This is a genomic window from Kocuria sp. HSID17590, assembly GCF_003989485.1.
Classification (GTDB): domain Bacteria; phylum Actinomycetota; class Actinomycetes; order Actinomycetales; family Micrococcaceae; genus Kocuria; species Kocuria salsicia.
The window spans coordinates 1-19,076 of sequence record NZ_RBMB01000010.1 but is presented as its reverse complement, the minus strand read 5'-3'; the positions used below and the strand labels follow the sequence as shown (position 1 = coordinate 19,076).

Annotated in this window: 17 protein-coding genes; 12 read left to right on the top strand and 5 right to left on the bottom strand. The window is 72.6% G+C overall.

All coding sequences use genetic code 11. The features are described 5' to 3' along the window. Positions 1-8: 8 nt before the first annotated feature. Positions 9-1,079 carry an NAD(P)H-dependent glycerol-3-phosphate dehydrogenase gene (locus tag D8M39_RS05000; protein ID WP_094394826.1) on the top strand — a complete coding sequence of 357 codons (1,071 nt, stop codon included), beginning with the start codon at positions 9-11 and terminating at the stop codon, positions 1,077-1,079. Continuing rightward, entirely contained in the window at positions 1,076-2,227 is a 1,152-nt protein-coding gene (locus tag D8M39_RS04995; RefSeq protein ID WP_126874559.1) for a D-alanine--D-alanine ligase family protein, read from the top strand. Before D8M39_RS05000 ends, D8M39_RS04995 begins: the two co-directional genes overlap by 4 nt. Positions 2,228-2,344: 117 nt before the next feature. Here D8M39_RS04995 and D8M39_RS04990 read toward each other — a convergent pair whose 3' ends face one another. Further along, positions 2,345-3,043, bottom strand: a complete 699-nt coding sequence (locus tag D8M39_RS04990) for a DUF3515 domain-containing protein (RefSeq protein WP_083482367.1) — start codon at positions 3,041-3,043, stop codon at positions 2,345-2,347. 67 nt (positions 3,044-3,110) lie between these two features. Between D8M39_RS04990 and thiL the strand changes: the two genes are divergently transcribed. From thiL to rsmD, 4 genes are read left to right on the top strand one after another with little or no spacing between them, the layout of a single operon-like run. After that, positions 3,111-4,226 carry a thiamine-phosphate kinase gene (gene thiL, locus D8M39_RS04985; protein WP_126874558.1) on the top strand — a complete coding sequence of 372 codons (1,116 nt, stop codon included), beginning with the start codon at positions 3,111-3,113 and terminating at the stop codon, positions 4,224-4,226. Beyond that, positions 4,216-5,163 carry a DAK2 domain-containing protein gene (locus D8M39_RS04980; protein ID WP_232300231.1) on the top strand — a complete coding sequence of 316 codons (948 nt, stop codon included), beginning with the start codon at positions 4,216-4,218 and terminating at the stop codon, positions 5,161-5,163. Before thiL ends, D8M39_RS04980 begins: the two co-directional genes overlap by 11 nt. Next, positions 5,160-7,433 carry an ATP-dependent DNA helicase RecG gene (locus tag D8M39_RS04975; RefSeq protein ID WP_232300232.1) on the top strand — a complete coding sequence of 758 codons (2,274 nt, stop codon included), beginning with the start codon at positions 5,160-5,162 and terminating at the stop codon, positions 7,431-7,433. Before D8M39_RS04980 ends, D8M39_RS04975 begins: the two co-directional genes overlap by 4 nt. Then, complete coding sequence (rsmD, locus tag D8M39_RS04970; protein WP_055083414.1) at positions 7,430-8,029, top strand: 16S rRNA (guanine(966)-N(2))-methyltransferase RsmD; 600 nt, start codon at positions 7,430-7,432, stop codon at positions 8,027-8,029. Before D8M39_RS04975 ends, rsmD begins: the two co-directional genes overlap by 4 nt. 8 nt (positions 8,030-8,037) lie before the next feature. Here the strand turns inward: rsmD and D8M39_RS04965 are convergent, their stop codons facing one another. Then, a complete protein-coding gene (locus tag D8M39_RS04965) occupies positions 8,038-9,216 on the bottom strand; it encodes an aminotransferase class I/II-fold pyridoxal phosphate-dependent enzyme (RefSeq protein ID WP_055083441.1) in 1,179 nt (392 codons plus the stop codon). Positions 9,217-9,510: 294 nt separating this feature from the next. Here D8M39_RS04965 and coaD point away from each other — a divergent pair, with 294 nt between their 5' ends. From coaD to mutM, 5 genes are all read left to right on the top strand, one after another. Further along, positions 9,511-9,981, top strand: a complete 471-nt coding sequence (gene coaD / locus D8M39_RS04960) for a pantetheine-phosphate adenylyltransferase (protein ID WP_055083416.1) — start codon at positions 9,511-9,513, stop codon at positions 9,979-9,981. A gap of 208 nt (positions 9,982-10,189) precedes the next feature. Beyond that, positions 10,190-10,783, top strand: a complete 594-nt coding sequence (locus tag D8M39_RS04955) for a DUF177 domain-containing protein (RefSeq protein ID WP_094394194.1) — start codon at positions 10,190-10,192, stop codon at positions 10,781-10,783. A gap of 2 nt (positions 10,784-10,785) precedes the next feature. Further along, positions 10,786-10,989, top strand: coding sequence for a 50S ribosomal protein L32 (rpmF, locus tag D8M39_RS04950; RefSeq protein WP_094394193.1), 204 nt, complete (start codon positions 10,786-10,788; stop codon positions 10,987-10,989). Position 10,990: 1 nt separating this feature from the next. Beyond that, complete coding sequence (gene rnc, locus D8M39_RS04945; RefSeq protein ID WP_094394192.1) at positions 10,991-11,695, top strand: ribonuclease III; 705 nt, start codon at positions 10,991-10,993, stop codon at positions 11,693-11,695. A 7-nt stretch (positions 11,696-11,702) separates the two neighbouring features. Further along, complete coding sequence (mutM, locus tag D8M39_RS04940; protein WP_126874557.1) at positions 11,703-12,632, top strand: bifunctional DNA-formamidopyrimidine glycosylase/DNA-(apurinic or apyrimidinic site) lyase; 930 nt, start codon at positions 11,703-11,705, stop codon at positions 12,630-12,632. A 119-nt stretch (positions 12,633-12,751) separates the two neighbouring features. On the opposite strand, the gene D8M39_RS04935 is transcribed toward mutM, so the two are convergent. From D8M39_RS04935 to D8M39_RS04925, 3 genes are all read right to left on the bottom strand, one after another. Then, positions 12,752-13,915, bottom strand: coding sequence for an NAD(P)-dependent oxidoreductase (locus D8M39_RS04935; protein WP_256385977.1), 1,164 nt, complete (start codon positions 13,913-13,915; stop codon positions 12,752-12,754). Positions 13,916-14,076: 161 nt separating this feature from the next. Next, positions 14,077-16,818 (bottom strand): alpha/beta fold hydrolase, encoded by a 2,742-nt coding sequence (locus D8M39_RS04930; RefSeq protein ID WP_126874556.1) that lies wholly within the window; start codon positions 16,816-16,818, stop codon positions 14,077-14,079. Positions 16,819-16,844: 26 nt separating this feature from the next. Further along, a complete protein-coding gene (locus D8M39_RS04925; protein WP_126874555.1) occupies positions 16,845-17,870 on the bottom strand; it encodes a 3-oxoacyl-ACP synthase III in 1,026 nt (341 codons plus the stop codon). 398 nt (positions 17,871-18,268) lie between these two features. On the opposite strand from D8M39_RS04925, the gene D8M39_RS04920 reads away from it, so the two are divergent. Beyond that, positions 18,269-19,076 (top strand): chromosome segregation SMC family protein (locus D8M39_RS04920; RefSeq protein ID WP_148111756.1); only part of this gene is annotated, 808 nt, incomplete at its 3' end.

Below are 19,076 nucleotides of genomic sequence, written 5' to 3'. Positions count from 1 at the left end.
CCGCCCCCGTGCCACGCTCCGCGGCGGGCCCCGCGAAGATCACCGTGCTGGGCGCGGGGTCGTGGGGCACCACCTTCGCCAAGGTCCTCGCCGACGCCGCCGCGGACGCCGGTGCCGAGCGCACCGTGTGCCTGTGGGGCCGCTCCCCTGAGGCGATGGCCATCCTCTCCCGTGAGCACCGCAACGAGCGCTACGTGCCCGGCGTGGACCTGCCGGAGGGGCTCGAGTACTCGAGCGACCTGCCCGCCGCGCTGGACGGCGCGGGCCTCGTGGTGGCCGCGATCCCCGCCCAGTCGCTGCGCGCGCAGCTGACGGTGGCCGCCCCGCACCTGGACCCGGACGCCGTCGTGCTGTCCCTCGCCAAGGGGCTGGAGTCCAGCACCGGCCTGCGCATGACCGAGGTGATCGCGCAGTTGCTCGGCGAGCACGCGGCCGGTTCGCAGGAGGAGTGGGCGGGGCGCACGTGCGTGCTCTCCGGACCGAACCTCGCCATGGAGATCGCCCGGGAGGAGCCCACGGCGTCGGTCGTGGCCGCCCCGGAGCACGAGACCGCGGCGTGGGTCGCCCGCTGCTGCGCCGCCCCGTACTTCCGCCCGTACACCAACACGGACGTGGTGGGCACGGAGATCGGCGGACTCGTGAAGAACGTGATCGCGCTGTGCGTGGGGATCTGCGACGGGCGCGGCTACGGGGACAACTCCAAGGCATCCGTGATGACCCGCGGCCTCGCCGAGACCACCCGGCTGGCGCTCGCGCTGGGCGGAGACCTCACGACGCTGTCCGGGCTCTCCGGCATGGGTGACCTCGTGGCCACGTGCTCCTCGTCCCTGTCCCGGAACCGCACCGCCGGCAGGCTGCTGGGGGCGGGCCTCACGCTCGCCCAGGTGCAGGACGCCATGACCCAGACCGCCGAGGGCATCACCTCGGCCCCCGCTGTCCTCGCCCTCGCGCGGCGCCACGGCGTGGACATGCCCATCACGGACGCCGTGGTGAGCGTGCTGCGCGACGGCGCCCCGGTGGACGAACTGGCCCCCAAGCTGCTGGGCCGAGACCTGAAATCCGAAGGGAACACCGCATGAGCACCAGCCACGAGACCGCCGAGGCCACCGCGGAGGGCGAGAAGCCGTGCGTGGCGGTCGTCTTCGGCGGCCGCTCCTCCGAGCACTCCGTGTCCCTCATCACCGCCCGGTCCGTGCTGCGCGCGATCGACCGCGACAAGTGGGACGTCGTGAGCGTGGGGATCTCCCGGGACAGCGCGTGGTTCCTGTACTCCCAGGAGGAGCTGGAGGCGCTGCTGGAGGAGACGCCCCTAGCGCAGCTGCCGGTCGGGGAGCGCCGTGTGAGCCTTCCCCTGCAGGCCGGTGACAGCCGACTGCTGATCCACGACTCCGGCGAGTTCGGGGCACCGCTCACGCGGGGTCGCCACGTGGACGCCGTCTTCCCCCTGCTGCACGGGCCGTTCGGCGAGGACGGCACCCTGCAGGGGATGCTCGAGCTCGCGGACCTGCCCTACGTGGGCTGCGGGGTCGCCGCCTCCGCGATCGGCATGGACAAGCACTTCATGAAGATCGCGTTCGAGGCGGCCGGGCTCGAGGTGGGCCCCTACACCGTGGTCCCGGACCGGATGTGGCGCACGGACCGCGAGGGTGCTCGCGAGCGAATCGAGGCCCTCGGGTTCCCCGTGTTCGTGAAGCCCGCGCGCGCCGGCTCGTCCTTCGGGATCACCCGGGTGGACGAGGCATCGCAGCTGGACGCCGCCATGGAGACGGCGCGGGAGCACGACCTGAAGGTCGTGGTCGAGGCCGGTCTCGAGGGCCGGGAGATCGAGTGCGCCGTCCTCGGCGGTCACGGGACGCAGCCCGCCCGCGCGTCCCTGCCCGGGGAGATCGAGGTCCAGGGCCACGACTTCTACGACTTCGACGCCAAGTACGTGGAGGACGACGGCGCCATGCTCTCCTGCCCGGCACGCCTGCCGGACGAGGTGATCGACACCCTGCGTCGCGACGCCGTGCGCGCCTTCAACGCCGTGGACGGCGAGGGGCTCGCGCGCTGCGACTTCTTCGTCACCCCGGGCAACCGCGTGGTGATCAACGAGATCAACACCATGCCCGGTTTCACGCCCATCTCCATGTACCCCCGCATGTGGGCCGCGAGTGGCCTGGAGTACAGCGAGCTGATCGACGAGCTCATCACGCTCGCGCTCGAACGGCCCGTGGGGCTGCGCTGAGCGGGTGACCCCCCGCGCGGCGGGGGTCGCGTCCGAGCGCGGACGCGTTCCCCTGTTCCTGCGCTCAGGAAGTCCCTGCCACCACGAATGTCCTGACCCGGTGCCGTGAGTGCCGGGTCAGGACTGTCCCTGCTGCTCCAGGGTGTCCTTGACCGAGAGGCACTGGCGGGTCTGGGGGACGGACTGCGCGGCGGAGCCGGTGTCCACGAGCGCCGTCGAGGACGGCACGCGGCTGCCGTCGAAGAGCACTTCCGTGGCGGGGGAGCGCCCATAGGTCACGGCGCGCCACTGGTTCTCCTGGTCCTTCACCTCGGAGATCAGCCAGTCCACTCCGTTGACGTTGGTGCACGGGTCCGTGGTGGGGCCCGGCTCGTCCACGCCGCAGCGCACGATCATCGCGGAGGGGTCCCCGTACGCGGTGGTGCCCTGGCTGGAGGTCTCGCGGCGGTCGAGGTCGCTGACCGCGTCCGGCATCGCGAGCATCACCGAGGCGCACTGCGGGTCCGTGGCGTGCGGTGCGCTCTCCACCGTCACGCTGGAGCCGCAGCCCGTGAGTGCGAGCGTCCCGGCGACGAGCACGCCGAGCCCCGCCGAGCGACGTCGTGCCCGGGACGACGACGCCGCACCGCGAGCAGGGTGCCCGGTCGTCCGGGCCGCGCCCGCGAGCCTCTCCCTGCGAGATCCCGTGCCGAGGAAGGGCCGCGAGGCCGGGAACCCCGTGTCCTGCGCCTGAACCTGCTCGTTGTCCTGAACTTGGGACCGAACCTCGGCCGGGTTTCGGAACGACGGGCGGCGGCGTGGGGAGGGGAGAACCATGGCACCCAGGATAGGCGGTGGAGCGGGCGCGCTCTGCGCGTCGGAGGGGGTGGTTAGGGTGAGACGCATGACGCACGAGTCCGTGACACCGCCGGGGGCCACCGTGTCCCAGGTGAGCGAGTCGCAGCTGCTGCGGGCGTTCCTGCCCGTGGCCACCACGCACGGCCCGCACGTGCTCACCGGGCCGGGGGACGACTGCGCCGTGGTGGCCGCACCCGGTGGCAGGGTGGTCGTCACCACGGACACGCTGACCGCGGGGCAGGACTTCCTGGCGGCGTGGCCCAGCGGGGACCGCAGCACGGGCGGGGACCTCGGCCGCAAGTGCGCCGCCCAGAACCTCGCGGACGTCGCGGCCATGGGTGCCACGCCCACTGCGGTCGTCGTCTCCCTCACCCTGCCCGGGGACACCCCGGTGCAGTGGGTCACCGACTTCGCCGAGGGCCTCTCCCGCGCGTTCGAGGAGCTCGGCGCCACGGAGTGCGCCCTCGTGGGAGGCGATCTCGGGCGCGGACGGGAGCTGTCGATCACCGCCACCGTGCTGGGACGCTGCGAGCTACCCCCGGTGCTGCGCGACGGCGCCCGGGGCGGTGGGACGCTCGTGCACACCGGTGTGCTCGGCCACGCCGCCGCGGGGCTCGACGCGCTGCTGACCCCCGTGCCCGGTCGCTGGGACGAGGTGCCCGGGGAGCTCCGGGAGTCCCTGAGCGCGGCCCAGCTGCGGCCGCGGCCCCCCGTGGCGAGCGGGCCTGCCCTGGCGCGTGCCGGGGCCACCGCCATGCTGGACGTCTCGGACGGTCTTCTGCGGGACGCCCGGCGGATCGCGGAGGCCAGCGGGGTGCGCATCGACCTCGATCCCACCGCACTGGAACCCGCCGTGGCGCAGCTGGAACCGGCCGCGCGGGCCACGGGGGCGGACCCCTGGCAGTGGGCGCTCACCGGGGGGGAGGACCACGGTCTGCTGGCCGTGCTCCCTGTGGATTCCCCGCTCCCGCCGGGGGCTCGTGCGATAGGCTCGTGTGCGCCCGCGGCCCCCGTGCGGGCCCGGCCCGGCAGCGCAGCACCGACGGGTTGCGACGCGCGCGGGCAGCATCGCGAGGGCCCGGCCGTCACGATCGCGGGACAGTCCCCGAGGCAGTGGTTCGGGCGCGACGTCGTCGAAGGATGGGATCATTTTGAGCCGTAAGCCCGGATCGTCCACCGAAGAGGTGCGCAGCTGGCTCGACGCCGCCCACCGCGGTCTGTGCGACCACGCGGACGTCCTGGACAACCTCAACGTCTTCCCCGTCGCTGACGCGGACACCGGGGCCAATCTCAGCGTCACCCTGGGCCACGCCGCACAGGCCGCCCACCTGATCGAGGGCAGGGACGTCGGGGAGCTGCTGCTCTACGCCGGCCAGGCCGCCCTGGAGGAGGCCCGGGGCAACTCCGGGATGCTCGCGGCACTCACGCTCACCGCCATGGGCCACGCCGTGGAGGGCAGCGCGCGACTGACCGCGGAACAGCTCAAGGATGCCTTCATGGCAGCCAGGGTCCGCTGCTCCTCCGCCCTCACAGACCCCGTGCCGGGCACGATGCTCTCCGTCCTGCAGGCCGCCGGGGAGGTTCCCGTGCCGGACACGAGCGCCGAGGGATCGAACCAGCAGCTCGTCGAGTGGCTGGACCTCATGCTCGCCGCGTGCACCCAGGCGGTCGTGGACACCGTGGAGCAGATCCCCGTGCTCACCGAGCGCGGCACCGTGGACTCCGGTGCCCTTGGCATGCTGGTGATCCTCACGGCCCTGCGCGCGGAGCTCGGCGGGGACGAGGATTTCGAGGACCCCGTGACCGCGATCGTGCGCCACCACGCGCTGCCGCTGACGAGCGAGCCGCAGGAGCAGCTGGAGGGCTGGGAGGTCATGGGCACCATGGACCTGCCCGCACTGGACGCCGCGGAGCTGCGCCACGAGCTGGACGACGCCGGGGACAGCGTGATCGTCAGCGCCGTGAGCGAGCAGGAGGACGGCTACACGTGGCGCGTCCACGTGCACGTCACGGACCCGGAGACCGCCCTGGAGCTGATGCGACACCGCGGCAAGGCCCGCAACGTCACCGTCACCTCCCTCGCGGCGGAGCCGCGGTGACGGAGCAAGGCGGCGGAGCCCTGGTGACCGCCCCTGGGGATGCCGGCGTCAGCGCGTTCGCCGGGGTCCTCGACCAGCCGCTGACCCGCTACGTCCCCGGCTCCTCGCCGCGCTCCACCGTGGCGCTGCTCGAGAAGGAGCTGAGCATCACCACGGTGGGCCAGCTGCTGGACCACGCCCCGCGGCGCTACATCAGGCGCGGGAGGATCCAGGCGCTCACGGAGCTCGTAGCGGGGGAGCGGACCTCGTTCGTCGCCCGCGTGGAGAGTTCGAGCACCCGACGGATGCGCAGCGATCCGCGCCGCAGCCTCACGGACGTGGTCGTCTCGGACGACACGGGCGCGAGCCTGAAGATCACGTTCTTCAACGCCTACTCCGCCCAGAAGGACCTCCCCGTGGGCTCGCTCGCCCTGTTTACGGGCAAGCCCGAGTTCTACCGGGGCACGCTGTCGATGGCGGGGGCGGACTACGCCCCCGTGGACACGCCCGAGTCCCTCGACCGCTCCCCGGACGGCGAGCTGCTGCCCATTCCCGTCTACCCGGAGACGGCCAAGCTCACCACTCCGCGGATCGCCAAGGTGGTCCACCAGGTCCTGCTCACCGCGGACCTCGACTCCCTGGCGGACCCGCTGCCGCCGGAGGTGGTGGCCGCGGAGAAGCTGCCGCCCCCGGGCGAGGCCTACCGGGACCTGCACCGGCCCGAGACCGTGGCGGCGTACGAGTCCGCCCAGCGCCGCTTCCGCTTCCAGGAGGCGTTCGTGCTGCAGGCCGAGCTGCGCCGTCGCCGCGCCGAGCACGCTTCACACCCGGTGGACCCGCGCCCCGTTCTGGCGGACGGCATCCTCGCGCGCTTCGACGCCGATCTGCCGTTCGAGCTCACCCCGGGGCAGCGCGAGGTGGGGGAGCAGATCGCGGCGGAGCTCTCTGGCACCGCACCCATGAACCGCCTGCTGCAGGGTGACGTGGGCTCCGGCAAGACGGTCGTGGCGCTGCGAGCCATGCTGCAGGTGGTGGACAGCGGCGGGCAGGCGGCCATGCTCGCGCCCACCGAGGTGCTCGCCACCCAGCACCACGAGAAGATCACCCGCGCCCTGGGACCGCTGGCCATGCCGGGCAGGCTGGGAGGGGACGAGAACGCCACCGAGGTCACCCTGCTCACCGGCAGCATGGGCGCCACCGCCCGGCGCAAGGCGCTGCTGGACATCGCGAGCGGGGCCGCGGGAATCGTCGTCGGCACCCACGCCCTGATCCAGGAGGCCGTCCAGTTCGCGGACCTCGGACTGGCCGTGGTGGACGAGCAGCACCGCTTCGGCGTGGAGCAGCGGGACGCCCTGCGGGACAAGGCTGGGCAGAGCCCCCACACCCTGGTCATGACGGCCACCCCCATCCCGCGCACCGTGGCCATGACCGTCTTCGGTGACCTGGACGTCAGCACGCTGCGGGAGCTGCCGGGCGGGCGGCGTCCCATTGCGACCCACGTGGTGGGGCTCGCGGAGCACGGCCCCGCGTGGGAGGACCGGGTGTGGGCACTGGCCGCGGAGCACGTGGCCGCGGGCCGTCAGGTCTACGTGGTGGCCCCGAAGATCGGCGACGACGCCGCGGTGCCGTCCTTCACGAGTCTGCGGGAGTCACTGGAGACCCAGGAGGACGAGCCGGAGGCCGCTACGGTCACGTGGCTCGCCGAGCTCGTCGCGGCCCGGCCGGAGCTGCGCGGTGCCCGCGTGCGGGTGCTGCACGGCCGCCAGGATGCTCAGGAGAAGGCCCGGACCATGGCGCAGTTCGCGGCGGGGGAGATCGACGTTCTCGTCTCGACAACCGTCATCGAGGTGGGGGTGGACGTCCCCAACGCCACCCTGATGGTCGTGGTGGACCCGGAGCGCTTCGGGATCTCCCAACTGCACCAGCTGCGCGGACGGATCGGGCGCGGGGAGCACGCGAGCACGTGCCTGCTCGTGACCCGCGCGGCCCCGGACCACCCCTCCCGCGCCCGCCTGGACGCCGTGGCCGCGACCACGGACGGCTTCGAGCTCGCGGAGGTGGACCTGCGGCTGCGCCGGGAGGGTGACATCCTCGGTGCCTCCCAGTCGGGCGGCCGCTCGGGGCTGCGCTGGGTGGGGGTGCTGCGCGACGAGGCCCTGGTGGCCCGTGCCCGCACCGCCGCCGAGGCCGTGGTCGCAGAGGACCCGCAGCTCACCGACCACCCGCACCTGCGCGAGGCGATCGCCCGCGTGCTGGACGAGGACCGACAAGCATTCCTGGAGCGAGGATGACACGCATCATTGCCGGCCGTGCCGGTGGCCAGCGCCTGAAGTCCGTGCCGGGCTCCGCGACCCGGCCCACCACCGACCGGGTCAAGGAGTCCCTGTTCGCGCGCCTGGACGCGTGGGGCATGTGCGACGGGGCCCGCGTCCTGGACCTCTTCGCGGGCTCGGGGGCCCTCGGGCTCGAGGCCGCGAGCCGCGGCGCGGCGACCGTGACGCTCGTGGAGCGCGCTGGACCCGCCGCGAGGGTGTGCCGCGAGAACGCGGCGACCCTGGCGACGTCGTGCCTGGACACCCACATCACCACGGTGCAGTCCTCCGTGGGCGGCTACCTGGGGCGAGCCCCGTTCCACCGCTGGGACCTCGTGCTCGCGGACCCGCCCTACCCCCTGGAGAACGACGAGCTGGCCCGCACCCTGTCCCTGCTCAGGGGCAGGCTCGGCCCGGGCGGCGTCGTGGTGGTGGAGCGCTCGGCGCGCACCGAGGAACCGGCGTGGCCGGCGGGACTGCGGCGCTTCGAGGTCAGCGACCACGGCGAGACCCGGTTGTGGTACCTCGAGGCGGACACCGAGGGCGATGCCGACGACGCCGCCGTGGCCGAGTAGGCCGCGCCTCAGACGGAGGCGACCAGTCCGGCCATCGCACCGCGCAGCACGTCCGTGCGCTTGCAGAAGGCCAGGCGCAGCCAGTCCGAGTAGAGACCGCGGTTGCCCGGACCCACGAACGCGGACACGGGAATGCCTACCACGCCCACCGTCTCGGCCCAGTGGTGCGCGAGGCCCTCGGCGTCCTGCACCCCGGCCAGCGGGTAGAGGTCGCTGACGTCCGCGACGGCGAAGAACGTGCTCTCCGGCATCGGCGGGTTCAGCCCGGCGCCGTGCAGCCCGGAGACCAGCACGTCCCGGCGCTCGCGGTAGTCCTCGAGCAGCCGCTCGTAGAACCCGGTGGGTGAGGTCAGCACGGAGGCGACGGCGTGCTGCAGGGGTGCGGCGGCACTGTGCGACAGGTAGGTCTTCACGGCTGTCACCCCGCGCACGAGGTCCCGCGGTCCGCTGACCCAGCCCACGCGCCAGCCCGTGGCGGAGAACGTCTTGCCCGCCGAGGAGACCGAGAGGGTGCGTCCCGCAGCTCCGGGGAGCTGGGCGATGGGCTCGTGTGGCCCGTCGTAGCGCAGGTGCTCGTAGACCTCGTCGGTCAGGATCACGGCATTGAACTCGGTGGCGAGCTCCACGAGCTGCTGCTTGAACTCCCGGGAGGCCACCGTGCCGGTGGGGTTGTGGGGGTCGTTGAGGATGACCGCGCGGGTGCGCGGGGAGAAGGCCGCGCGGACGTCGTCGGGGTCCGGCACGAAGGCCGGCGGCAGCAGCGGGACGGGGACCGTGGTGGCCCCGGCGAACTCGACCACGGCACCGTAGAGGTCGTAGTGCGGCTCGAAGACGACCACCTCGTCACCGGGCTGCAGCAGGGACAGCAGGGCGGCGGTCATCCCCTCGGTGGCGCCGGCGCACACGATCACCTGGCCGTCCGGGTCCACGTCGAGGCCGTAGTGCTCACGCTGGTGGGTGGCCACGGCCTCCCGCAGGGCGGGGACACCCACGATGGGCGCGTACTGGTGGTGGCCCGCGTGCAGGGCGTCCACCGCGGCGGCCACCATCTCGGCGGGTGGGTTGAAGTCCGGGAAGCCCTGGCCCAGGTTCACCGAGCCCGTGCGGCGGGCCAGCGCGGTCATCTCCTCGAAGACCGTGGAGCGCAGCTGCCCGGAGGGATCCAGCAGCCCGCCCCCGGCGGCCATGCGCTGCCACGGCGCGGGGCGGCGGGAGTCCTCACCCGAGGAGGCCGCTGCGTTCGGTCGGTTCTGTGCGGTGCCGGTCATGGACCCAGTGTAGGAACCGATTCGGCAGAGCCCGCACCGCCGTGGACCTCGGCCCCGCCCCCGAGGTCCACGGCCCGGCCGCCCGGGTATACGGAGGCCCGGGGGCCCGAGGGCCCAGAGGCACGGAAACCCCGGAGTGCGAACGCACAGACGCCCGGTCTGCCGGATGCCGGGCGACACCGCCGGAGCCGGGGGCGCCGTTAGGGTGGTGGCATGAAACGCGCCATCTGCCCGGGGTCCTTCGACCCGCTGCACCTGGGACACTGCTCGGTGATCCGCCGCGCCGCCCGCCTCTTCGACGAGGTGGTCGTGGCGGTGTCCACCAACCCGCACAAGACCCACCGCTTCACGGAGCAGGAGCGGATCGCCCTGGTCCGGGAGGTCTTCGCGGACGAGCCCGGTGTGGTGGTGGAGCCCCTGGAGTCCGGTCTGATCGCCGACTACGCGCAGCGGCGGGAGGCCGTGGCCCTCGTTAAAGGGCTGCGCAACGGGGCGGACTACGACTACGAGCTGCCCATGGCCACCATGAACCGCTCGCTCACCGGCGTGGAGACGGTCTTCCTGCCGGGGGAGCCCTCGCTGCTGCACGTGTCCTCCTCGCTCGTGATGGAGGTGGCGGCCCTCGGCGGGGACGTCTCCTCGTTTGTGCCACCCCAGGTCCTGCACGCTATCCACACCCGCTGAGTGCGCGCCGCCCGCCGGTCCCCGGATCGGTGGGCGACGACGCCGCGCGCCGCGGCGGCTCGTGGCGCCGGATCGCGGGGACCTGCGAAGGCGACGCTCGACGGGAACGCGGACGGCGGCGTCGTCGTCACCGAGAACGCGCGATGTGAAGCGGGGCGCGGCGCGTGCTAAGGTGGTCTGTCGGCCAGTGTCGTACGCCAGGAGTTTCGTGAATCACCGCAACAGTTCATCCCTCGCATTCGGTGTCAGGGAGCTCGAGCACCGCCCGGGGACCATGGAAACCCTGGACGTCGAGGTCCCCGCACCGAAGGATTTCGGGACGGCGCTCATCGGTTCCCCCGAGGGCACGCCCATGGATCTGCAGCTGCGGCTGGAATCCGTCCACGACGGTATTCTGGTCAGCGGAACCGTGATCGTCAGTGTTCACGGGGAGTGCAGCAGGTGCCTCGACCCCATTGACTACGAACTACCGGTCGACGTGCAAGAGCTTTTCGTCTTCGAACCGTCCCCCAAGGGTGACGAGAACGTCGAGGACGAGCAAGTGTATGAGGTGACGGACGAGGAGATCGACCTCGAACCGATGCTTCGGGACGCAGTGATCACTCAGCTGCCGTTCCAACCGGTGTGCCGGGCCGACTGCCCGGGCCTGTGCGCCCAGTGCGGCGCACGGCTCGAGAACGACCCGGACCACCACCACGACGTGACGGATCCCCGCTGGTCCGCCCTGCAGGGGCTGCTGACCGAGACGGATCAGGATCCCGACACGTCGGAGCCGACAACCGACACGAGAGAAGAGAGATAGCCGTGGCTGTTCCCAAGCGGAAAATGTCCCGTGCGAATACGCGGATGCGTCGTTCGCAGTGGAAGGCGCAAGCCCCCCAGCTGGTGAAGACCGTCGAGAACGGCAAGGTCAGCTACAGCCTGCCGCACCAGGCCAAGCTGGTCTCCGATTCCGCCGGCACCCCCTTGTTCTACGAGTACAAGGGTCGCAAGGTCGCTGACGCGTAACGTGGCAACGTTGCCGGATTCCGGCGAACTGCTGGAGCGTCTCGGTGTCGATATCGACACCGAGACGCTTCGCATTGCGCTGACGCACCGTTCCTACGCCTACGAGCACACCGGGGAGTTGCACAACGAGCGCCTGGAGTTCCTGGGCGACGCCGTCCTGCAGCTCGCCGTGACGGACGAGATCTACCACCGCTACCCGGACTGGGACGAGGGGCGGCTCGCCAAGCTGCGGGCCTCCGTGGTCTCCGCCCGGGCACTCGCGGGCGTGGCCCGCACCCTCGGGCTGGGCCCGCACATCCGCCTGGGCAAGGGAGAGATCCGCACCCACGGCAGCGAGAAGGCCTCGATCCTCGCGGACACCACGGAGGCCGTGATCGGCGCCGTGTACGAGTCCCAGGGGCCGGTTCCCGCGCGCGACCTCGTGCTGCGCATGATGGTTCCGCTGCTGGAGGACACCCGCGTGCTGCACGAGGGCAAGGACTGGAAGACCCAGATCGTCGAGCTGGTCGCCCAGCACGGTCTGGGCACCGTCCGCTACGACGTCGAGGGCACCGGCCCGGACCACGAGCGCCACTTCACGGCGGACGCCGTGGTGGCCGGCGAGGTGCTCGGCCACGGCGAGGGCACCTCGAAGAAGGCCGCGGAGCGCGCCGCCGCCGCTGCCGCGTGCGAGGCGATCGTCGCCCGCTTCCCCTCCCAGGGCTGAGGGTTCCGTGCCCGAGCTGCCCGAGGTCGAGGTGGTGCGCCGCGGTGTGGAGCGGTGGGTCGTGGGACGCACCGTCGAGTCCGTCCAGGTTTTCGACGCGCGATCCCTGCGCCGCCACACGGCCGGTGTCCTGGACTTCCAGGAGGGACTGACCGGGTTGGACGTGGACTCCGCGCAGCGGCGCGGGAAGTTCCTGTGGCTGCCCGTGCGTGCCCCTTCCGAGTCCGATCCCTCCCGTGCGCTGCTCGTGCACCTGGGGATGAGTGGACAGCTGCTCGTCGCCTCCGCCGACCAGCCCGCGCCACGTCACGAGCGGATCAGGCTGAGACTCTCCCCGGCTCGCGGCGACGACGGCGTTCCGCTGCCCGAACAGGCTCGTTTCGTGGACCAGCGGATCTTCGGCGGGATGCTCCTGGACCCGCTCGTGCCCAGTTCTGATGGCCGGGGCACGGTGCCGGAGCACGCCGCGCACATCGCCCGCGATCCCCTCGACCCGCTCTTCGACGTCGACGCGTTCCACGCCGCCCTGCGACGACGCCGCACGGGTCTCAAGCGTGCCCTGCTGGACCAGGGGCTCATCTCCGGGATCGGCAACATCTACGCGGACGAGGCCCTGTGGGCCGCCCGGCTGCACTGGGCTGCACCCACGGAGACCATGACCGCACCGCGCACGCGGGAACTCGTGGAAGCCTGCCAGGATGTCATGCGCCGTGCGCTGGACGCGGGCGGCACGAGCTTCGACTCGCTGTACGTCAACGTGAACGGGGAGTCGGGGTACTTCGCCCGGTCCCTGAACGCCTACGGCCGTGCGGGGGAGCCGTGCCACCGCTGCGAGGCGGCCGGGCTGGACGGGGTGATCGTGCGCGAGAATTTCGCGAACCGGTCCTCGTACCGGTGCTCGCGGTGTCAGAAGAAGCCGAGGCGGGCGCGGCCGTAGAAGCTGGTCAGCAGACGGCTCTCTTGGCGGTGACGCACGGGCCCGGACACGAGAACGGCGGGCGGCCCCCGGAAGGGGCCGCCCGTCGTCGTCGTCTCCGAAGGCAAGAGACGGGGAACCTACCGGTCCCGCACGCTCTGCAGGTCCGTGGTCACACCGTTGTCCTTCGCCTCCGACGCGATCGAGGAGTCCTCGGCGCGGGCGCGCTGGTCGTCAGCCACTTCCTCCACGCGGTCCAGGGACGTGGAGCCGGTGTCCCTGCTGGGGCGCGGGTGGTCCTTGTAGTACGCCGCGAGCCGCGCAAAGCCCTCGTCCAGGCTCACGGACGGCGTCCAGTCGAGCAGCTCGCGCGTCTCGCGCTGGTCGAACCAGTGCGCGGTCGACATCTGCTCGGCGAGGAACTCGGTCATGGGCGGCTCGTCGTCCCCGCCACGGAACCTCGCGGGGATGTGCGGCCAGACCTTCTCGATCATGCGGCCCGCGAAGCGCGCCACGCCGCCCGGGATCGACCGCGTGGGAGCGGGGACGTCCGCGGCGGCGCACATGCGGGCCACGAGCTCGCCCACGGGGCGCGGTTCGCCATTGGTGACCACGAGCGCGCGGCCGTGCACGGCGTCGATCCGCTCGAGCGCGCGCACGATGGCCTCGGACGCGTTGTCGATGTAGGTGGTGTCGATCATCGCGGCGCCGTGGTCCAGGTCCGGCATGCGCCCGGCGGCCGCGCGGTCCACCACGCGCTCCACGAGCTGCGTGTCCCCGGGACCCCACACGATGTGCGGGCGCACCGCGGCGACCTTCAGCTCGCGCTGGCCGTCCATGCTCAGGGCCAGCAGCTCGGCGGCGGCCTTGGAGCGGGCGTAGTTGCCGCGGGCCTTCTCCGGGTTGGCGGGCTCCGCACCGGCGCCTTCAATGGAGACGCCCTCGTGCGCCACGGACGGGGAGGACACGAACACCACGTTGTGCACGCCGGCATTCTGCGCCTGGCACAGCAGCACGCGCGTGCCGGTCACGTTCACGCGCACGAACTCGGACCACTCGCCGGTGAAGGACACCTTGGCCGCCAGGTGGATGACGTCGTCCACGCCGTCGAGCGCGCGGGCCACGTCCTCGGGTTCGGTCACCGAGCCCAGCACCTCGTCCACGCCCTCGCGTTCCGCCACGGCTGCGTGGCCACGCTGGAACACTCGCACCTTCCAGCCGCGCGCGAGCAGGACGCGGGCGACGTCGCCGCCGAGCATCCCGGACGCGCCCGTCACCAGGGCGGTGCGGCCGGTGCCGTCCAGGGTGCCCTGCGTGGCGGTGGCGCCGTCGCGCTCGGGGTCCGCGATCTGGACGGAACCCGCCACGCGGTCTGCGCTGGCCGGGGTGGAGTCCGTGCGGGGCGGCTCCGGGTCGGCGGGACGGGGGTCAGCGGCGCGGTGGCGGCCGCGGGTCTGGTCGTCGCTCACAGGTCACTCAGCTTTCCGGTGGACAGGGCGCGCTCGGCCCAGCCACTCAACGCGGTCCGGTCGATCTTGGAGTTGTGGCGGATGTCGGTGGGCTGCTCGGGGACGACCAGCACCGCGCTCACGGGCAGCCCGGTGGCGAAGTCCACGGTGGCCCGCACGCGCTCGCTCAGCTCAGCGGGGGCGAGGTGCGGCTTCTCGGCGCGGGGCTCCGTTTCGATCACGGCCACGGCGGACTGCGAGCCCACGGGCCCGACGCCGACCACGGCGACGCGGCCCACGCCGGGCACGGTCTGCGCGGCGTGCTCGGCGGCCACCGAGGAGACGGGGCCCTGCGCCATGGTGATCACGTGCGCGAGCCGGCCCTCGTACCAGAGCCGCTCCCGGGCGTCGAAGTGCCCGACGTCCCCGGTGCGGTGCCAGCCGGGGGTCAGGTCCGACTCCCGCTCGGTGATCCACAGCCGGTCGTAGTGGTCCTTGGCGTGCGGCGCACGGGCCACGATCTCGCCGGTCACACCGGGCGTGGTGACGATCTCGTCCGACACGGAGCCGTCCGCCGTCAGCGGCAGGACGCCGAGCTCGGCACCCTCGACCGGGGTGCCGACGCACACGCCGCGGCCCGCGCCGTCGACGCCGCGCTGCGCGTCCTCGCGGGCCGCCCGGATCACGTCCAGGCTGACGTCCGTGAGCGGCAGGGCCTCGGTCATCCCGTACGGGGTGTGCAGCTCGGCGGCGGGCATGAGCTCCTGCAGCCGCGCGAGCAGCTGCTCGGGGATCGGGGCTCCCGCGGAGAGCATGAGGTCCACCCGGGCCAGGGCGTCCCGCTCGGCGGGGGAGAGCGCGTCAGCGGTGGCCAGCACGTTCTCGATGGCCGCGGGGGACGCGAACACCGCGGTCGCCCGGATGGCCATGGTGGCCTCCGCCAGCGCCTGTGCCGTGAGGGTCTTGGGGCTCGTGACGTCCATGTCCGGGGTCACGGACGCCGCACCCAGCGCGGGGCCGAGCAGAGCGAACGGCGCGAAGCCGGCCACCAGGCCGGTTCCGGCGCGCAGGCCGTAGGTGTCCCGGATGGTGTCCCGCATCCCCGCCATCTGGCGGTGGGTGTAGACCACGCCCTTGGCCGGGCCGGTGGAGCCGGAGGTGAAGAGCACGGCGGCCTCGGCGTCCGGGTCCACGGCGGGGATCTCGGCGGGGTCCACGCTCGTCACTGAGTCCATGAGCTCCGCCACCGTGTGCTCCACACCGAGCAGCTTCTTGGAGACGGGGTCCAGGGAGTCCGCGGCGATCCGCCGTCCCGGCCACCCGAGGGCACGGGCACCCACGAGTGCCTTGCGGATGCCCACGAACCACTGCGGGGAGGAGCCCTTCAGCGCACGGGTGAGTCCCTTGCGCCCGAGCCCCTGGTCCGCGACCACGATCACGGCACCGATGCGCAGGCACGCGTAGATCAGCGTGGTGAGCATGGAGCCCGGGGGAACCATGAGGTTCACACGGTCACCCGGGCGCACGCCGGTGCGCAGCAGGGCCACGGCGAGCCGGTCCACGGAGGAGGACAGCTGCGCCCACGTGACGCTGCGCTCGATGTTCAGCTCGGGCGCGGAGCCGTCCACGGTCCCGGTCACCGGGCCCATGTCCACCACGGCGGGGGTGTCGTCGTGGCGGCGGGCGTCCAGCTCCGCGAAGAACGGGACGAACGCGGCCCGGCCACGGGCGCGGCGGTCACGGTGGGACTCGACCACGGGCTCGACGCCGCCGAAGCGCTCGTCCAGCCAGGTCAGAACCGCGGTGGAGATGTTCCGTGCCTCGGGCAGCAGGTGCTTGGCGCCCTCGTAGCGGTGGACGTCCGCGTGGGGCGCCCGGTGCATGAGGTCCTCGAGGTAGCGCTGCTGGAACACCGGGTCCCCGGTGCCCCACAGCAGCAGGGTGGGGACCTCGCGGGCGCTCATCCGACCCGCGATCCGCTCGTACGCCGCGTGGGACGGGTGCTCCGGTGGTGCGGGGATGTCGGCGACGAAGTGCGCGATGCCCTCGCGGCGCTCACGGGTCGTGTAGGGCGCCTTGTACGCCTTCCTGACGTCCTTGGACGGCGCGGGATCGCACAGGGCGAGCGTGGTGTCCAGGAACGCGGTGGAACCGGTGGTCACGGGCCCGTGCACGGCCTTGTTCAGGGCCAGTCGCAGCGCGGAGGGGATCGGCTCGGCGTCGTCGTGGTGCACGGCGGTGTTGGTCATGACGGTCGCGGCGTGGATCTCGGGGTGCTCCTGGGCCCAGCCCTGCGAGATCAGACCGCCCCAGTCGTGCGCGAGGGTGACCACGGGCAGCCCGGCGGTGTCGAGGCCGATCTCCCGGGTGAGGTCGCCGAGGTCCGTCACTCGGTCCTCGAGGCGGCGGAAGAGCCCGGTGCGCTCGGAGAAGCCCATGTCCAGCTGGTCCACGGCCACCACGCGCCAGGGCCGCTCGGTCTCGGTGGCGGCCCGGACGACGTCGCGCCACAGGTAGGACCACGTGGGGTTGCCGTGCACGGCGAGGACGATGCCCTGGGGTGGGCGACCGGCGGCGGAGAGGGCCTGCCCGTTGTCGAGCAGGTGCCAGCGGCGCTTGCGGCCGGGCACCGGCTCCACCGGGGCGGTGGAGGCCACGGTGACCACGCGGGACCACGCGGGGTCCACGCCGGGGAGGGGGGTCTCCGTGAACGGCAGCCGGGCGGCGTCGTCGGGGGAGACGGAAGGGGAGGAGGTCATGCGTGCGGCTCCGTTCTCTGGGGCGCTCACCAGGCGATTTCCATGAGGGTCGTGTTCAGGCCCGAGCCCACGCCTAGGCACAGCACCCGGGCACCGGGCTCCAGCCGCTCGGCCTCGAGGGCGAGCGTCATGGGCAGGGCGGCGGCGGCCACGTTGCCCCAGTAGGGGAAGGTCAGGGGCACCCGCTCGGGGTCCAGACCCATGTCGGCGATGAGCTTGTTCGTGTGGGAGTTGGAGACCTGGTGGGTGACGTAGGAGTCCATGTCCCGCCAGTCCCAGCCGTCCTTCTCGGCGTCCAGCCAGGCCTCCACGACGAGGCCCACGCCGTGGTTGAGCAACCCGGTGGCGTCCGTGAACATGCCGTCCCCGCCTCCGATGCACAGCCGGCTGAACTCGGTACCGGCCCGGGTGACGGAGCCGACGATCCGGTGCCCGTCCGGGTGGCGGTCCGCGGGGCCCACCACGGCCGCGGCCGCACCGCAGCCGAGGGTGAGGGTCGCGAACTCCTGGACCACCTGGTCGCGGGTGATGCCGTCCTGGCTCAGCCGGGCGAGTGCCGCCTCGTGCCATGGGGAGGGATCCTCTCCGGCGACCACCAGGGCGTATTCGATCGCACCGGCGTCGATCATGGACGAGGCCACGGTGAGGGCGTTGACGAAGCCCAGGCACGCGTTGGTCATGTCGAAGTTCAGGGCAGAGCTGGGCAGTCCCAGTCGCTCGTGGATGCCCACGGCCACCGCGGGCTCGTAGTTGTCGCGCGTGACCGACGCGTTGATGAACAGCCCGATCTGCTCCGGTCGGATCCCGGCCTGCTGCAGCGCGGCCTCCCCGGCCTCCGTGGCGCCGTCCGTGAAGTGGCGTCCGGGGGCCCACCCGCGGCGCTCCTTGATGCCCGCGAGCCGCTCCAGCAGCCCCTTGGGCATCCGCAGCCGCTTGAAAGTGTGCGCCAACTCCTCATCGAACCGGGTGGACGGGATGACCACGTCCGCCTCCGTCTTGGTCACGGACAGGATGGCGGCGTTGCGGTTTGTGATGGTGGAGTTGCCGGTCAATGTGGCGCTTTCGATCAGACGCCACCCGTACGGTCAAGGAATCGGTCGCGAAGAGCCTCGGCGCTCGGGTGAAGAAGCGGGTTGGACCGGCCCAGTCTAACGGCCGATTCTGACAGGTTTCTCCGCCCGCGCGAGGCATTGGCCCGGGTGCGGGTGAAAGCCCAGGCCACGCGGGCCGTGGCCGCCCAGGGTGCCCGCTGGTGCGCGCGGGCGTGGACGACGTCGCAGGGCAGGAACGGGCGACGACGCCGGGTGGGCGCGGGCGACGTCGCCGGGCCCGGGTCCGCGGGCGGCGCCGGGTAGACTCGGGCCCACCCCGCAGCGCGCGCTCCGCGTGGGCCCGGCATCCCCGTGCGGCCCCCTGCGCGTCCACCAGCTCGACACAGGAGACCCCCGGCGTGCACTTGAAGACCCTCACCGTGCGTGGTTTCAAGTCCTTCGCCTCCGCGACCACCTTCGACTTCGAACCCGGGGTCACCGCCGTGGTGGGGCCCAACGGCTCCGGCAAGTCCAACGTGGTGGACGCCCTCGCCTGGGTGATGGGCGAGCAGGGCGCCAAGTCCCTGCGCGGCGGGAAGATGGAGGACGTCATCTTCGCGGGCACCTCCGGCCGTGCCGCACTGGGACGCGCGCACGTCTCGCTGACCATCGACAACGCGGACGGTGCGCTGCCGATCGAGTACTCGGAGGTCACGATCTCCCGCACGCTGTTCCGCTCGGGCGGCTCCGAGTACGCGATCAACGGCCGCTCGTGCCGCCTGCTGGACATCCAGGAGCTGCTCTCGGACTCCGGACTGGGCCGGGAGATGCACGTGATCGTGGGACAGGGGCAGCTGGACCGGATCCTGCAGGCCACGCCCGAGGACCGCCGCGGCTTCATCGAGGAGGCTTCGGGGATCCTCAAGCACCGCCGCCGCAAGGAGAAGACCCTGCGCAAGCTCGAGTCCGTGCAGGCGAACCTGGACCGGCTCGAGGACCTCACCGGGGAGATCCAGCGCCAGCTGACCCCGCTCGGCCGGCAGGCCCGCACCGCGCGCAAGGCGCAGCGGATCCAGTACGACGTGCGGGACGCCCGCGCCCGCCTGCTCGCCGACGACCTCGTGGCCGCCCGCGCCGGCATGGACACGGACCAGGGGGCGAGCGCCCAGGCCCGGCAGCGCAGGGACGAGCTGGAGAAGTCCGCCGCCGCCCTCGCGGAGCGGCTGA

What these genes read in the sequence shown, in the direction of transcription:
- D8M39_RS04995 (WP_126874559.1), top strand. Translation starts at nt 1,076, where the DNA reads ATGAGCACCAGCCACGAGACCGCCGAGGCCACCGCGGAGGGCGAGAAG.
- D8M39_RS04990 (WP_083482367.1), bottom strand. Translation starts at nt 3,043, where the DNA reads ATGGTTCTCCCCTCCCCACGCCGCCGCCCGTCGTTCCGAAACCCGGCC.
- thiL (WP_126874558.1), top strand. Translation starts at nt 3,111, where the DNA reads ATGACGCACGAGTCCGTGACACCGCCGGGGGCCACCGTGTCCCAGGTG.
- rsmD (WP_055083414.1), top strand. Translation starts at nt 7,430, where the DNA reads ATGACACGCATCATTGCCGGCCGTGCCGGTGGCCAGCGCCTGAAGTCC.
- D8M39_RS04965 (WP_055083441.1), bottom strand. Translation starts at nt 9,216, where the DNA reads ATGGCCGCCGGGGGCGGGCTGCTGGATCCCTCCGGGCAGCTGCGCTCC.
- coaD (WP_055083416.1), top strand. Translation starts at nt 9,511, where the DNA reads ATGAAACGCGCCATCTGCCCGGGGTCCTTCGACCCGCTGCACCTGGGA.
- D8M39_RS04930 (WP_126874556.1), bottom strand. Translation starts at nt 16,818, where the DNA reads ATGACCTCCTCCCCTTCCGTCTCCCCCGACGACGCCGCCCGGCTGCCG.